Source organism: Paraburkholderia phenazinium (genome assembly GCF_900100735.1).
GTDB lineage: Bacteria > Pseudomonadota > Gammaproteobacteria > Burkholderiales > Burkholderiaceae > Paraburkholderia > Paraburkholderia phenazinia.
The window spans coordinates 231,828-246,569 of sequence record NZ_FNCJ01000006.1 but is presented as its reverse complement, the minus strand read 5'-3'; the positions used below and the strand labels follow the sequence as shown (position 1 = coordinate 246,569).

16 protein-coding genes are annotated in these 14,742 nt (G+C 63.7%); 12 read left to right on the top strand and 4 right to left on the bottom strand.

All coding sequences use genetic code 11. The annotated features are described in order from the left end of the window. The first annotated feature begins 108 nt into the window (after positions 1–108). Both eno and ftsB read left to right on the top strand, forming a co-directional pair. Complete coding sequence (gene eno, locus BLQ92_RS16165) at positions 109–1,392, top strand: phosphopyruvate hydratase (protein ID WP_090685539.1); 1,284 nt, start codon at positions 109–111, stop codon at positions 1,390–1,392. 134 nt (positions 1,393–1,526) lie between these two features. Next, a complete protein-coding gene (gene ftsB, locus BLQ92_RS16160; RefSeq protein WP_090685538.1) occupies positions 1,527–1,964 on the top strand; it encodes a cell division protein FtsB in 438 nt (145 codons plus the stop codon). A 188-nt stretch (positions 1,965–2,152) separates the two neighbouring features. Here ftsB and BLQ92_RS16155 read toward each other — a convergent pair whose 3' ends face one another. From BLQ92_RS16155 to BLQ92_RS16145, 3 genes are all read right to left on the bottom strand, one after another. Further along, positions 2,153–2,545, bottom strand: a complete 393-nt coding sequence (locus BLQ92_RS16155) for a hypothetical protein (protein WP_090685537.1) — start codon at positions 2,543–2,545, stop codon at positions 2,153–2,155. A 120-nt stretch (positions 2,546–2,665) separates the two neighbouring features. Next, positions 2,666–3,616 carry an Hsp33 family molecular chaperone HslO gene (hslO, locus tag BLQ92_RS16150; protein ID WP_090685536.1) on the bottom strand — a complete coding sequence of 317 codons (951 nt, stop codon included), beginning with the start codon at positions 3,614–3,616 and terminating at the stop codon, positions 2,666–2,668. Between the two features lie 63 nt (positions 3,617–3,679). After that, positions 3,680–4,204: a gamma carbonic anhydrase family protein gene (locus BLQ92_RS16145; RefSeq protein ID WP_090685535.1), complete on the bottom strand. Its 525-nt coding sequence runs from the start codon at positions 4,202–4,204 to the stop codon at positions 3,680–3,682. A gap of 274 nt (positions 4,205–4,478) precedes the next feature. Here BLQ92_RS16145 and BLQ92_RS16140 point away from each other — a divergent pair, with 274 nt between their 5' ends. The 10 genes from BLQ92_RS16140 (at position 4,479) to BLQ92_RS16095 (ending at position 13,794) form a co-directional block, all read left to right on the top strand. Continuing rightward, positions 4,479–5,339, top strand: coding sequence for a ferritin-like domain-containing protein (locus BLQ92_RS16140; RefSeq protein WP_090685534.1), 861 nt, complete (start codon positions 4,479–4,481; stop codon positions 5,337–5,339). Between the two features lie 156 nt (positions 5,340–5,495). Next, positions 5,496–6,380 (top strand): alpha/beta fold hydrolase, encoded by an 885-nt coding sequence (locus BLQ92_RS16135; RefSeq protein WP_090685533.1) that lies wholly within the window; start codon positions 5,496–5,498, stop codon positions 6,378–6,380. Between the two features lie 106 nt (positions 6,381–6,486). Further along, a complete protein-coding gene (locus BLQ92_RS16130; protein ID WP_090685532.1) occupies positions 6,487–7,317 on the top strand; it encodes a 3',5'-nucleoside bisphosphate phosphatase in 831 nt (276 codons plus the stop codon). Between the two features lie 165 nt (positions 7,318–7,482). Beyond that, positions 7,483–8,118, top strand: a complete 636-nt coding sequence (locus BLQ92_RS16125; protein ID WP_090685531.1) for an L-threonylcarbamoyladenylate synthase — start codon at positions 7,483–7,485, stop codon at positions 8,116–8,118. Positions 8,119–8,213: 95 nt separating this feature from the next. Continuing rightward, positions 8,214–8,879 (top strand): site-2 protease family protein, encoded by a 666-nt coding sequence (locus BLQ92_RS16120; RefSeq protein WP_090685530.1) that lies wholly within the window; start codon positions 8,214–8,216, stop codon positions 8,877–8,879. Between the two features lie 4 nt (positions 8,880–8,883). Further along, entirely contained in the window at positions 8,884–10,086 is a 1,203-nt protein-coding gene (locus tag BLQ92_RS16115) for a tryptophan--tRNA ligase (RefSeq protein WP_090685529.1), read from the top strand. 58 nt (positions 10,087–10,144) lie between these two features. Then, positions 10,145–10,801, top strand: coding sequence for a class I SAM-dependent methyltransferase (locus BLQ92_RS16110; RefSeq protein WP_090685528.1), 657 nt, complete (start codon positions 10,145–10,147; stop codon positions 10,799–10,801). A 42-nt stretch (positions 10,802–10,843) separates the two neighbouring features. Further along, positions 10,844–11,764, top strand: coding sequence for a 4-hydroxy-tetrahydrodipicolinate synthase (gene dapA, locus BLQ92_RS16105; RefSeq protein WP_090685527.1), 921 nt, complete (start codon positions 10,844–10,846; stop codon positions 11,762–11,764). A gap of 111 nt (positions 11,765–11,875) precedes the next feature. Continuing rightward, entirely contained in the window at positions 11,876–13,012 is a 1,137-nt protein-coding gene (bamC, locus tag BLQ92_RS16100) for an outer membrane protein assembly factor BamC (protein WP_090685526.1), read from the top strand. An 8-nt stretch (positions 13,013–13,020) separates the two neighbouring features. After that, positions 13,021–13,794, top strand: a complete 774-nt coding sequence (locus tag BLQ92_RS16095; protein WP_090685525.1) for an MBL fold metallo-hydrolase — start codon at positions 13,021–13,023, stop codon at positions 13,792–13,794. Positions 13,795–13,926: 132 nt separating this feature from the next. Here the strand turns inward: BLQ92_RS16095 and BLQ92_RS16090 are convergent, their stop codons facing one another. Continuing rightward, positions 13,927–14,625, bottom strand: coding sequence for a Bax inhibitor-1/YccA family protein (locus tag BLQ92_RS16090; protein ID WP_090685524.1), 699 nt, complete (start codon positions 14,623–14,625; stop codon positions 13,927–13,929). Positions 14,626–14,742 lie beyond the last annotated feature (117 nt).

The following is a 14,742-nucleotide window of genomic DNA, read 5'->3' as shown; positions in this document are numbered from 1 at the left end:
ACCCCGATTTGAACCCAATGGTCGTCCAAAGTGTCTGCTTAGAGGCGGCGCCTCGCACGCCAGACACCGTTTCACCGTCAGAATTCAACGTCATTTCTTGAGGAAACCATGAGTGCTATCGTAGATATCATCGGTCGAGAGATTCTCGATTCGCGAGGCAACCCCACCGTCGAATGCGACGTGCTGCTCGAGTCGGGCACGATGGGCCGCGCTGCGGTCCCGTCGGGTGCATCGACGGGTTCGCGCGAAGCGATCGAACTGCGCGACGGCGAAACCGGCCGCTACGGCGGCAAGGGCGTGCTGAAGGCTGTTGAGCACATCAACACCGAAATCTCCGAAGCGATCATGGGCCTCGACGCTTCCGAGCAAGCTTTCCTCGACAAGACCCTGCTCGAACTCGACGGCACAGACAACAAGTCGCGTCTCGGCGCGAACGCGATGCTGGCCGTCTCGATGGCGGTTGCGAAGGCTGCGGCTGAAGAAGCCGGCCTGCCGCTGTACCGTTACTTCGGCGGCTCGGGTGCAATGCAACTGCCGGTGCCGATGATGAACATCGTCAACGGTGGCGCGCACGCCAACAACAGCCTGGACATCCAGGAATTCATGATTGTGCCGGTCAGCCAGCCGACCTTCCGCGAAGCGCTGCGCTGCGGCGCCGAAGTGTTCCACGCGCTGAAGAAGATCCTGAGCGACCGTGGCATGAGCACGGCTGTGGGCGACGAAGGCGGCTTCGCGCCGAACTTCGGCAGCAACGACGAATGCCTGTCGACCATCCTGCAAGCCATCGAAAAGGCGGGCTACCGCGCTGGTGAAGACGTGCTGCTCGCGCTGGACTGCGCCGCTAGCGAGTTCTACCACGACGGCAAGTACCAGTTGGCGGGCGAAGGCCTGCAACTGTCGTCGAGCGAATTCGCCGATTACCTGGGCGCGCTGGCCGACAAGTTCCCGATCGTCTCGATCGAAGACGGCATGCACGAAAGCGACTGGGCCGGCTGGAAGATCCTCACCGACAAGCTCGGCAAGAAGATCCAACTGGTGGGCGACGACCTGTTCGTCACCAACACGCGCATCCTGAAGGAAGGCATCGAGAAGGGCATCGCCAACTCGATCCTGATCAAGATCAACCAGATCGGTACGCTGACGGAAACCTTCGCCGCGATCGAAATGGCCAAGCGCGCCGGCTACACGGCTGTGATCTCGCACCGCTCGGGCGAAACGGAAGATTCGACGATTGCCGATATCGCCGTTGGCCTGAACGCCGGTCAGATCAAGACGGGTTCGCTGTCGCGTAGCGACCGTATCTCGAAGTACAACCAGTTGCTGCGTATTGAAGAGGATCTGGGCGATATCGCCAGCTACCCGGGCAAGTCGGCGTTCTACAATCTGCGTTGATTGTGCGTTGGTAACCAGACTTGACCGTCAGGCTTGACACGGTTTTGACCATTGAGCCGGTTCTCTTTCGTTTCTGATTCAGCACGCCGCCCTGCGTATAGCGCAGGGCGGCGTGTATTTATTGTGCTTACTTCATGCGGCTTGTCACTGCTGTCCTGATCGTACTGCTGGCGTTGATCCAGTACCCGCTCTGGTGGGGGCATGGCGGCTGGCTGCGCGTGCATGAGCTGCAAGGTGAACTGGCGCAGCAGATGCAGAAGAACGCCGACGAGAAGCTGCGCAACGAACGCATTGCGGGCGAAGTTCAGGATTTGCAGAACGGCACGGCCGCGGTGGAAGAGCGTGCGCGTTACGAGATGGGCATGGTTAAGGACGGCGAAGTGTTCGTGCAGTTCGTCTCGCCCAATGCACCGTTGCCTATGCCGAATAACGCGTCGGCGACCACCTCGACGCGCGGCGAGGTTTCGGCCGCGCCGGTGCGTGTAGTGCCGAATCCGGAGTCGCGCGCGAAGCCGGATCGCAAGCACGGCGGCAAGGATAAGGGTTCGAAAGAGAAGAAGCCGGCGCATTGAGCCGGGCAGCCTTCGGGCTGCAAGAACCGGGTTTCCTGCAAGGTCCGAGGATGCTATAGACGACAAAAAAGCGCGGTGAGAACCGCGCTTTTTTTCGTCCGGAGCTTGCCTTAACGGCTAAGCCTGCAAGGTATTGGCCGTGGTTTTGAGCGAGACGTCCAGTGCCGCGTTGGCACGCATCCCTCGACTTACCAACCCCATCCCCAGCCGGGCGCATAGCCGTAGCCGACACCGCCGCCCCAGCCCGGTCCCCAGCCGCCGCCATAGTAGCCGCCGTACACCGTGACCGGCGGCGTGTAATAGCGCGCCCACGCCTGCGCGGCATTATCCGCGGCGATGGCCTGGTTCTGCTCGGCCATGACCTGCTTGTCGATCGCATCGTAGCGCTGACGCTCTTCCTCAGTCAGCGGGCGGGCGCCGTTAGGCAGGCCGGACTGGTCGGCCGGCAGCCGGCTGTAGATCGGCGACGGGCCCGGCGGATCCATCACGCAACCGGTCAGCATGACGCTGCCCGCCACCAGCGACAGCGCGACAGCGGCACGAAGGCCATGCAGCAAAGGGAACAGAGTAGGGTTGTTCATTTTTCTGACCTCCATCGGTCGCATGCCTAAGCAAACAGAAACAGCGGGCGCGGCCAATGTTCAACGATATCGCGCCGCCCGCCGTCTGAACAACTTTGCAGGCGGCGATCGCAGCGCTTCTTAATGCCGCTGGTCGGCAGCGGGAGAGACTCCTTCTGAGAGCGCGCTGGCGACGAAAAGTTGCGCCACATCGACCGGATCGAACTCATAGCGCTGGTTGCAGAACTCGCAATGAATCTCGACATGGCCGCGCTCTTCGAGCACGCCGTCCACTTCCTCGCGGCCCAGCATTTTCAGCATCGCGCCGACCTTTTCGCGCGAGCAGGTACATTCGAAACGCGCCTGCGCCGGTTCGAAATGCTGCACGTTTTCCTGCCAGAACAGGCGCCGGAATACGGTTTCCGGCTCTTCCTTAAGCAGTTCGTCTTGCGACAGCGTGCCGCCGAGCGTGCACACGCGCTCCCATGTATCCACGTCGAGCTCGCCCGGATGCGGGACGATGCCGCCGTCGCCGGGCAGCTTCTGCAGCAGCATGCCGACGGCGCGTTCGGTATTGGCGGCGAGCCACAGGCGCGTGTCGAGCTGCTCGGAATGGTGCATGTAGTGCTCGAGCACTTCCGACATCGACTTGAGCGGGCCGTCGAGGCCCGACAGCGGCACGATGCCCTGGTAGGGCTGCTGGCCCGGCTGCTTGACGCGCGGGTCGAGCGTGATCACGCAGCGGCCGTGGCCACTGGCGTTGACGAGTTCGATCAGCGTGGTGTCGTCGCCGATCGTAGTGTCCGCTTCACCGGAAAACTTGGCAGTGGCGCGCATCGACAGGTCCGAGCTGCATTGCACCACCAGCATCTTGACCGGACCGTCGCCGAAAATCTGCATGATGAGCGTGCCGTCGAACTTCAGGTTCGCCGACAGCAGCGCGCAGGCGGCCATCATTTCGCCGAGTATCGTGCGCACCGGCGCCGGATAGTCGCGGCGGGTCAGCACTTCTTGCCACGTGTTGCGCAGCGAAACGATTTCGCCGCGCACCGGCGCCGCGCTGAACATGAATTTTTGCAACTGGTCGTTCACAACTTTTCCTCGGTCGAATGGCGCAGCGTGTTGCTGCGCGTGCGCGCTGTGCGCAAAGGCTGGTTAGCCGATACGCACGAGTTGCGCCTTGAAATAGGCTCGCCGCTCGGCATAATTGGCCGCGTTACGGTGCATGCCGGCGATGTCGGTTTCCGTCAGTTCGCGCACGACCTTGGCCGGCGCGCCCAGAATCAGCGAATTGTCAGGAAATACCTTGCCCTCGGTGACGACGGCGCCTGCTCCGACCAGACAGTTGCGGCCGATGACCGCACCATTCAAGACCACCGCCTGAATTCCGACGAGTGCGCCTTCCTTGATGGTGCAACCGTGCAGCATGGCCTGATGGCCGATGGTGACGTTGGCTTCGATCGTCAGCGGGTAGCCGGGATCGGTGTGCAACACAGCGCCTTCCTGAACATTACTGCCGGCGCCGACCGAAATCAGTTCGTTGTCGCCGCGGATCGCCGCGCCAAACCAGACACTCGAATTTTCCTCGAGGGTGACTTTGCCGATGATGGTCGCGGTATCGGCCACGAACACGCTTTCATGGATGGTCGGGGCTGCATCGCCAAGTTTGTAGATTGCCACTGTGTCTCCGGTCCTACGCAAGATGGTTGCTGATCGGTCGCCGCGCCGCCGCTGGCGGGCGTGACGGCAGCGCAGACGCCGCGCCGTATGCTTGAATGGCGTATTGTAAACGGTTGTGTAGCGGGGCCGCTCGAACGCGCCGCGTGGCGCGCTGCGCAGGTTGCCCTGCCACTACAGGTCCTGCGTATGCGTGCTGGTTAACCTGCTGCCTGGGTTGCGCTGTTTCGCGTCCCGGCTTTCGATCCTTTCCCCGTTGCTTGCCCATTTCGACACAATGAATTCCGCCGTTCCCGTTGTTTCCCACCCATCGCGCTGCGCCCGCACCGAGGCGCTGGAAGCGCTGCGCGAGCGCGATCCGCTGACTAAGGCCGCCGCCGTGCGAGCCTTGTACGCAGACGCACTGCACGGTAACGCAGTTTACGCGCCGGCCGCGCCGATCCAGGAGCCGGCCGATTTGCCGGGACGCCCGGAGCGGCCGGAGTTGGTGGAGCCGCGCAAACTCGGCCGCCGCGGCATGCAGTCCGCAGAAGGGCGTGCGGTGCTGTTGCACGCGCTGGCGCATATCGAGTTCAACGCAATCAATCTCGCCCTCGACGCGGTCTGGCGCTTTAGCGGCATGCCTACCGCGTTCTACGCCGACTGGCTCAAAGTGGCGGCGGAGGAAGCCCACCATTTCTCGCTACTGGTCGTGCGGCTCGCCGAATTCGGTCATGCGTACGGCGATTTTCCTGCCCACGACGGCCTATGGGATATGTGCGAACGTACCCGCGGCGACGTGCTGGCGCGTATGGCCTTGGTGCCGCGCACGCTGGAGGCGCGCGGTCTCGACGCCTCGCCGCCGATCCGTGCACGCCTGCAGCAGGCCGGCGATCACGCCTCGGCAGCAATTCTCGACGTGATCCTGCGCGACGAGATCGGCCACGTGTTGATCGGTAACCGCTGGTTTCGCTATCTGTGCGAGCAGGGCGGTCTCGATCCGCACACCACGTACACGCAACTCGCCGATCAGTATCACGCGCCGAAATTGCGTGGTCCGTTCAATTTCGAGGCCCGCCGCGACGTCGGTTTCGACGAGGCTGAACTGGCCGCGCTCGCCGGACTCGCCGCAGCCGAGTCGGAGCCGCCGGCTGCTTGAGTTGTCGCTAGAACTGCCGCTCGAGTTACTGCTTGAGTTAGTGCCTGAGCCGCCGCGAGAGCCGCCACCCCCGCCGCCGTTTGAACTGTCGCTCGATGCGCGCTGACTATCTCGTTATAATCGAACGACCATTCTTTTTTCAGGTGCGGCTTGCTTATGAACACTTCAGAGTCCGATTTCATCTCCGTGCGCGGTGTGCGCCTGCACGTGCGGCGCTGGGGCAATCCGGGCGCTCCGGCGCTGTTCATGCTGCACGGCTGGATGGACGTGGCGGCGTCGTTTCAGTTCGTGGTCGATGCGCTCGGCGGCGACTGGCAGGTGATCGCCCCGGATGCGCGCGGTTTTGGGCTGTCCGACTGGCCGGTGGCCGAGCGCGGCGGCGGCAGCTATTGGTTTCAGGAGTACGTGGCGGACCTCGATGCGCTGCTCGATCATTACGCCCCGAGCGGCGAAGTGAATCTGGTCGGGCACAGCATGGGTGCGAACGTGGTGTGCCTGTACGCCGGGGCGCGTCCGGAGCGGGTTCGCCGGGTCGTGGATCTGGAGGGTTTCGGCCTCGCTGCCGCCAAAGCGAGCCAGTCGCCGAAGCGTCTACGCAGCTGGCTCGACGAGCTGCGCGAGCCGCCGCGCCTGAAGCATTACGGATCGCTCGACGAGGTGGCGGCCCGCCTGACGAAGACCAATCCGCGCCTCGCGCCGCAACGTGCACGCTTTCTGGCCGAGCACTGGTCGAAGCCGGACGGCGAGGGCGGCTTCATGCTGCTGGCCGACCCGGCCCACAAGCTGCGCAGCCCGCTCCTGTACCGCCTCGACGAAATCATGGCGGTCTGGTCGCAGGTGCGCGCCAAGGTGCTGCACGTCGAGGCCGCCGCTTCGCCGACGCTCGCGCAGATTGCCGGTGAAGTGCCGCTCGCCGAATTCAAGGCGCGCTTCAGCGCATTTCCCGATTGGCGCGAAAAGATCATCGACGACGCAGGGCATATGGTCCACCACGATCAGCCGGAGCAGGTTGCTGCGCTGATCGAGGCGTTTTGCGCATAACATTTTGCAGTTGGCCAGTTTTTCGCAAAGAGTTGTGTGTCAGCGAATCGTCTGCTGGGCTTTCTGCATTGCAGTAAAATGACTGCAGAACCCTTTTAAGACACCGATGAACGCCGACCTGCACTGTCATTCCACCGTTTCCGATGGCCAGCTTGCTCCTGCTGACGTCGCGCGCCGCGCGCACGCCGGCGGCGTCACCTTGTGGGCGCTGACCGATCACGACGAGCTGGGCGGTCAGGCGGAAGCCCGCCAGACTGCCGAGGAACTCGGCATGCGCTACCTGAGCGGCGTGGAAATCTCGGTGACGTGGGCGGCGCGCACGGTGCACATCGTCGGCTTGCATGTCGATCCAGCCTGCCAGACGCTGATCGACGGCCTCGCACGTACCCGTAACGGCCGCGCCGCGCGTGCCGAGGCGATCGGCGAACTGCTCGAAACGCTCGGCGTGCCGAACGCCTACGAGGGCGCGCTGAAGTACGTATCGAACCCGGACATGATCTCGCGTACCCATTTCGCGCGCTTCATGGTGGAGAGCGGCTACGCGAAGTCGACCCAGGACGTGTTCACACGCTATCTGGGTGACGGCAAGCCGGGGTATATCGCGCATCGCTGGTCCAGGCTCGCGGACGCCGTCCGCTGGATCCAGGCGGCGGGCGGCGAAGCCGTGATCGCCCATCCGGGGCGCTACGACTACACCCCGTTGGAATTCGACGCGTTGTTCGGCGAGTTCATCGATCTCGGCGGCAAGGCCATCGAAGTGGTGACCGGCAGCCACACGCCGGACCAGTACCGCGAATATGCGGACGTCGCGCGCCGCTTCGGTTTCGAGGCCTCGCGCGGCTCCGATTTCCATGCGGCGGGCGAGGGCCGGGTCGATCTCGGTAGCTTGCCGCCCTTGCCGTCAGACTTGAAACCCGTCTGGGAACGCTGGTTGTAAGGGCATGCTGCGCCGCGGTGGCACGCGTGGCGCGTGCGCTGCGTTTGAAGTAGTGTTTGCTGCCGCATGTGCCTGGTGTGTGCCTTGGCGTTTGCCTTGTTGGCCGCGCCTGACGCGGTTGCGGTAAGAGGCCTTCCGGCCGCTTCGACTCTCCTAATAACAACCATGTCCCAATTCTTTCGGCTCCATCCGGATAACCCGCAGCCGCGCCTCGTCAAACAGGCCGCACAGATCATCAATGACGGCGGCGTGGTCGCGCTGCCGACCGATTCGAGCTATGCGCTCGCCTGCCATCTCGACGACAAGGCCGCGGTCGAGCGTCTGAGGCGGATTCGCGGACTCGATGAGCGTCAATTGCTGTCGTTGCTGGTGCGCGACCTGTCCGAGCTGGCAAACTTCGCGATGGTCGACAACCGTCAGTACCGCCTGATCAAATCGGTCACGCCGGGTCCGTACGTATTCGTGCTCGAGGCCACCAAAGAGGTGCCGCGGCGCCTGTCGCATCCGTCGCGCAAGACCATCGGACTGCGGGTGCCGGATCACGCCATCACGCTTGCGATCCTCGAGGAACTCGGCCAGCCGCTGCTCGGCTCGACCCTGATCATGCCGGGCGAGACCCAGCCGCTGAACGACGCGGAAGAAATTCGCGCGCGCCTCGAAAAGCAGGTCGATCTGGTGATCGATAGCGGCGCATGCCCGTGGGAGCCGTCGACGGTGATCGATCTGACCGGTCCGCAGCCGGTGCTGGTGCGGGCAGGGCGCGGCAGCCTGGCGCCGTTTGGGCTTGAGCAGCCGGCATGAGGGTCGACGTCCGAGCCCATCTCGAAGTCCACATTGGAGCCCGCACGAGCGAAAGCGGACAGACGCAGGCAATGGCGTTGTTACAATAGCTGGCTATGGACTCCTCCCTGATACAGACCGTCGCGGTCTACGCCTTGCCGGTGATTTTCGCCATCACGCTGCACGAAGCCGCCCACGGCTACGTGGCGCGCCTGCTCGGCGACAATACCGCTTACGCGCTTGGCCGCGTGTCGTTCAATCCGATGCGCCATATCGACCCGCTCGGCACCATCGCGATTCCGCTGCTGCTCTACTTCGCCACCAGCGGCGCATTCATGTTCGGTTACGCGAAACCGGTGCCGGTGGCGTTCGGCAATCTGCGTAATCCGCGCTGGGGCAGCCTGTGGGTGGCGCTCGCCGGCCCGATGTGCAATTTTATCCAGGCGCTGGTGTGGGGCGTGGTGAGCGTCGCGCTGGCGGTGCTCGGCGTCGAAGAGCCGTTCTTCACGCGCATGGCGGTGGCCGGCGTGGGCGTCAATCTGGTGCTGGGCGTGATCAACCTGTTTCCGTTGCCGCCGCTCGACGGCGGGCGTGTCCTGACCGCGCTGCTGCCGCCGCGTCAGGCGATTGCGCTGTCGCGTCTCGAGCCGTATGGTTTCTTTATCGTGATGGCGCTGGTGATGACCGGCCTCTTGACCCGCTTCTGGCTGAGCCCGCTCGTGAGCCTCGGATATGACGCTGTGACCGCCATCCTGACCCCTCTTGCATCGCTCTTTCAATAAAACCATGTTCCCTGACCGTATCTTCTCCGGCATGCGGCCTACCGGCTCCCTGCACCTTGGCCACTATCACGGTGTGCTGAAAAACTGGGTCCGGCTGCAGTCCGAATATCCGTGCTTTTTCTGCGTGGTCGACTGGCACGCGCTCACGACCCACTACGAAACGCCCGAGGTCATCGAAAAGAACGTCTGGGAAGTGCTGATCGACTGGCTCGCCTCGGGCATCGATCCGGCGCAGGCCACGCTCTTCATCCAGAGCAAGGTGCCGGAACATGCGGAACTGGCGCTGCTGCTCGGCATGAGCACGCCGTTGGGTTGGCTCGAACGCGTGCCGACCTACAAGGAGCAAATGGAGAAGCTGAAGGACAAGGACCTGTCCACCTACGGCTTCCTCGGCTATCCGGTGCTGATGGCGGCGGACATTCTGCTGTATCGCGGCTCGCTGGTGCCGGTCGGTGAAGACCAGGTGCCGCACGTCGAGATGACGCGCGAAATCGCCCGCCGCTTCAACTACCTCTACGGCCGCGAGCCGGGCTTCGAAGAGAAGGCCAACGAAGCGGCGAAGAAGCTCGGCGGCAAGCGCTCGAAGCTGTATCACGAACTGCGCAACGCTTACCAGCAGGAAGGCGACGACGAGGCGCTCGAACAGGCCCGTGCCATGCTGCAGGAGTCGCAAAGCCTGTCGCTGAACGACCGCGAGCGCCTGTTCGGTTACCTCGAAGGTTCGCGCAAGATCATCCTGGTCGAGCCGCAAGCCATGCTGACCGAAGCGTCGCGTATGCCGGGTCTCGATGGCCAGAAGATGTCGAAGTCTTACGGCAACACGATCGGCCTGCGCGAAGACGCGGAGACCATCACCAAGAAAGTCCGCACCATGCCGACCGACCCGGCGCGCGTGCGCCGCACCGATCCGGGCGATCCGGACAAGTGCCCGGTGTGGCAGCTGCATCAGGTCTACACGGACGAAACCACCCATGAGTGGGTGCAAAAGGGCTGCCGCTCGGCCGGCATTGGTTGCCTCGAGTGCAAGCAGCCGGTGATCGAAGGCATCCTGCGCGAACAGCAGCCGATGCTCGAGCGCGCCCAGAAGTACATGGACGATCCGTCCCTGCTGCGCGCCATCGCCGCCGACGGCTGCGACAAGGCCCGCAAGTTCGCCACCGAAACGATGCGCGATGTGCGCGAGGCGATGGGCCTCTCGTACAATTGAGGGCGTCGTTGTATCTGACGCGCGCGGCACGAACCGCGCGCACCGTTTTGCGCAGGCCATGAGCGAACCCGCATCCGCCGTTTCAACCGCTGCCACAGTCCCCGCGGCGGGCCACGCGCCGCTCGGCGAGCCGTCGCGCTGGGTGCGCCACTGGACCCATCTGGTGGCGCCCGGCGGCGCGGTGCTCGACGTGGCGTCAGGTGGCGGGCGGCACGCGCGCTGGTTCGCCGCGCACGGCCATCCGGTGACCGCGCTCGATCGCGATGCGGCAGCGCTCGCCACTATGCGAGACGAGCCCCAAATCACGACGCAGGTGGCCGATCTCGAAGGCGCGCCCTGGCCGCTGCCGGACGGTGCAAAATTCGCCGCGGTGGTGGTGACGAACTACCTGCATCGCCCGTTGTTCCCGCGCTTGCTCGCGGCGCTTGCGCCTGCCGGCGTGTTGATTTACGAAACCTTCGCGCACGGCAACCAAACCGTCGGCAAGCCGTCCAACCCGACGTTCCTGCTGGCGCCGGGGGAGTTGCTCGACGTCGTACGCCCGCGTCTGCGGGTGGTCGCATTTCAAAATGGTTTTCTTGCGCAGCCGCGCCCGGCTTACATCCAGCGGATTTGCGCAATTCTGGAGGCGGAGCCAGCCTCCGGTGACGTACGAGGCGACATGCGGGTTGACTTGCAGGTGCCGCCCCCGCCTTGTTACGAACTGGCTGGCTAATCCGCTACAATCGCGGTTTACTGATTAAATTCATGGCGTTTCATGACCAACGGTACTCAAAGCGGCACCCTCGATAACGGCCCTCAGTTTCGCGGCAGCATGCCTGCCATCATCACCCCCATGCTCGAAGACGGCAGCCTCGATCTGCCGGCGTTCCGCAAACTGATCGACTGGCATATCGAAGAGGGTACGAACGCGCTCGTCGTGGTCGGCACCAGCGGCGAATCGGCCACCTTGTCGGTTGAAGAGCACGTGCTGATGGTCAAGACCGCCGTCGAGCACACGGCCGGCCGCATTCCGGTGATCGCCGGCTCGGGTGGCAACTCCACGACCGAGGCGATCGAGCTGACCCAGCAGGCCAGGCAGGTCGGCGCCGACGCGACGCTGCAAGTGGTGCCGTACTACAACAAGCCGACGCAGGAAGGCATCTACCGCCATTTCGCCAAGATCGCCGAAACGGTGGATCTGCCGGTGATCCTGTACAACGTCCCCGGCCGCACGGTCGCGGATATGTCTAACGAAACCATCCTGCGCTGCGCGCAGGTGCCGGGCATCGTGGGCGTGAAGGAAGCGACGGGCAATATCGACCGCGCGGCGCACCTGATCAAGTCGGCGCCGGCGCACTTCGGCATTTACAGCGGCGACGATCCGACTGCGATCGCCTTGATGCTGCTGGGTGGCCACGGCAATATTTCCGTGACTGCGAACGTTGCACCGCGCGCCATGAGCGAGCTGTGCAAGGCTGCTCTCGCGGCCGACGCGAAAACCGCGCGTGAGATTCACCTGAAACTCCTGTCGCTGCATAAGAACCTCTTCATCGAGTCGAACCCGATTCCGGCAAAGTGGGCATTGCAGCAACTGGGGCGCGTGCAAGGCGGAATCCGCTTGCCGCTCACCCCGCTCGATGCGCGTTACCACGAAGTGGTGCGTGCGGCGCTGCGCGAAGCGGGCCTGCTTGGCTGAGTGGTTTCGGCACTAAGCAGCCCGTCACCGGCATTTTTTTAACCGACGTCGATATCGCCCGCGTTCCCGGCATTGAACCAGGCACCGCGTTCCAGCTTCACGAAGGACCTCATGAAACGTTCCGCAATCTCCCTCCACGCAACCCGCATGGCGGCGCTGGCGCTTGCCTTGGTGACGCTCGCCGGCTGTGACACGCTGAACGACTGGTTGGCTCCCGATCGCGTCAATTACAAGGCCACGGCCATCGCACCGCCGCTCAACGTGCCGAGCGACCTGCAAGCTGCGCCGACCCAGCAGAAGTATGTCTCTCCGCCGGCTAACCTGGCCCTGGGTGGCTCGCCCACGCGTGCTGTTACGGCCGCCGGCAACGCAACCGAAGGCGTGCCTAACGCGCAAGACCCGCTCGGCATGCACATCGAACGCGACGGCGACCGCCGCTGGCTAGTTGTCGACGGCCGCACGCCCCAGCAGTTGTGGCCCCAGTTGCAGGAGTTCTGGCAGGACAACGGCTTTGTGCTGAAGACCGACGCGCCTACCACCGGCATCATGTCGACGGACTGGGCTGAGAACCGCGCCAAGATTCCGGATGACTGGTTCCGCCGCACGATCGGCAAGGTGGTCGATTTCGCTTACTCGACGGGAACCCGTGACAGCTTCCGTACGCTGGTTTCGCGCGGTCCGAACGACGCCACTGACATTTCGATCACCCATAGTCAAATGGAAGAAATGCTGACGGGCCAGGACAAGACCTCGTCGCGCTGGGTGGAGCGTCCGCGCGATCCGGCGCTGGAAGCGCTGTTCCTTGCCAAGCTGATGGAGAAGTTTGGCCTGACTGACGCCCAGGCGAAGCAACTGCTGACTGATGCCACCCCGGCTACCGCGCCGGTTACGGTGGACATGGCTGCGGGTGCCGCGACGCTCGACCTGCAGGAATCGTTCGACCGTGCCTGGCTGCGCGTGGGCCTGGCGCTTGACCGCACCAACTTTGCTGTCGACAACCGCGATCGCGAGAAGGGCATCTACTACGTGCGCTACGCGGACACGATGCAAGAGCTGAAGAAGGAAGGTCTGTTCGGCAAGCTGTTCTACAGCGGCAGCTCGAAGAAGCCGGCGCAGGAATTCCTCGTCAACGTGCGCTCGAAGGGCGACGCGCTGACCCAGGTGGCGGTGGTCGACGCCAACGGTCAGGTGGATACCTCGTCGGACGCGCAGCACATCGTTTCGCTGCTGCACGCGCAGTTGAACTAAGGCGAACCGTGCGGTTCGCCAGCCTGGGAAGCGGCAGTGAAGGCAATGCTTTGCTCGTGGAAGTGCAAAGCGGCGCGACCATCACGCGCGTATTGCTCGACTGCGGCTTCTCGGCAAAAGAAGTCGAACGCCGTCTCGGGCGGCTCGGCTCGGGCGTCGAGGGTCTCGACGCCATTCTCATCACCCACGAACACAGCGACCACATCGGCAGCGCCTTGACGCTGGCGCGCAAGTGGTCGATTCCGCTGTACATGAGCTGGGGCACGGCGCGCGCGGTGGGCGCCGACGAGGCCGGCGTCGACCTGCACGTGTTGTGGGGCGACGAAGCGGTCGCGATCGGCGACCTGAGCGTGTTGCCCTACACCGTCCCGCACGACGCCCGTGAGCCTTTGCAATATGTGATGTCCGATGGCGCCAGCCGGCTGGGCGTGCTGACCGACGTCGGCACTTCGACGCCGCACATCAGCGCGGTGCTGAGCGGGTGCGACGCGCTTGTGCTCGAATGCAATCACGACGTGCGGATGCTGGCGGCGAGCCGCTATCCGCAATCGCTGAAGGCGCGCATCGGCGGTAACCATGGTCACCTGAACAACGAGGCGGCGGCTGAAATCCTGGCTTCACTCGATCGCTCGCGCTTGCGTCATCTGGTCGCGGCGCACTTGAGCCAGCAGAACAATTCCCCGGAGCTCGCGCGGGCCGCCATGGCGGGCGTGCTGGGTGCGGCGGCCACCGAGGTGGTGGTGGCGTCGCAGGATGACGGCTTCGACTGGTTGAACCTTTGACGTTTTGATCGGGACGCGGCGGTCGCGAGCGCCCAAAAGAAAATGCCCATCACGGTTAATCCGTCATGGGCATTTTTTCATGCGGGCGGCGCGCCCGCGCGGTCACGCGGAATTGCGCTGGCGCATTCGCGCTTAGTTGCGATTGCCGCCGAAGATGCCGAGCAGGGCCAGCAGGTTCACGAACACGTTATACAGGTCCAGGTAGATGGCCAGCGTAGCCGTGATGTAGTTCGTTTCGCCGCCGTTCACGACGCGCTGCACGTCGAACAGCATGTACGCCGAGAAGATCACGATGGCGAGCACCGACACCGTCAGCATCAGCGCCGGCAGGTGCAGGAAGATGTTCGCGACCGAGGCGAGAATCAACACGATCACGCCCATGAACAGCCACTTGCCGAGCCCCGAGAAGTCACGCTTGCTGACCGTGGCGATGGTGGCCATGGCGGCGAAGATCACCCCCGTGCCGCCGAACGCCATCATGATCAGCGACGGTCCGTTCGAAAAGCCGAGGATGAAGCTCAGCATGCGCGAGAGCATCAGGCCCATGAAGAACGTAAAGCCGAGCAGCACAAACACGCCGACCGCACTGTCTTTGGTGCGCTGGATGGCGAACATGAAGCCGAAAGCAATGGCGAAGAACGCCAGCATGCTCATGGCCGGGCTGGTGGCGGCGAACAGCGAGAAACCCGTAGCGACGCCCACCCACGCGCCCAGCACCGTCGGCACCATGGAAAGCGCCAGCAGCCAGTAGGTATTGCGTAGTACGCGGTTGCGGGTTTCGGCCGTGCTGACCGCGCCATTGCGGCCGAAGCTATAGGGATGGTCGTTCATGGTTTCTCCTTGCGTCAGGCGCTTCACTCGCCGTGGTTTATGCAGCGCCGGCCGGCAAACTTGCCGCCGGTCGCTTGATCTGATCTGTACTGTACAACCCTAAGATTAGAGTCGGCT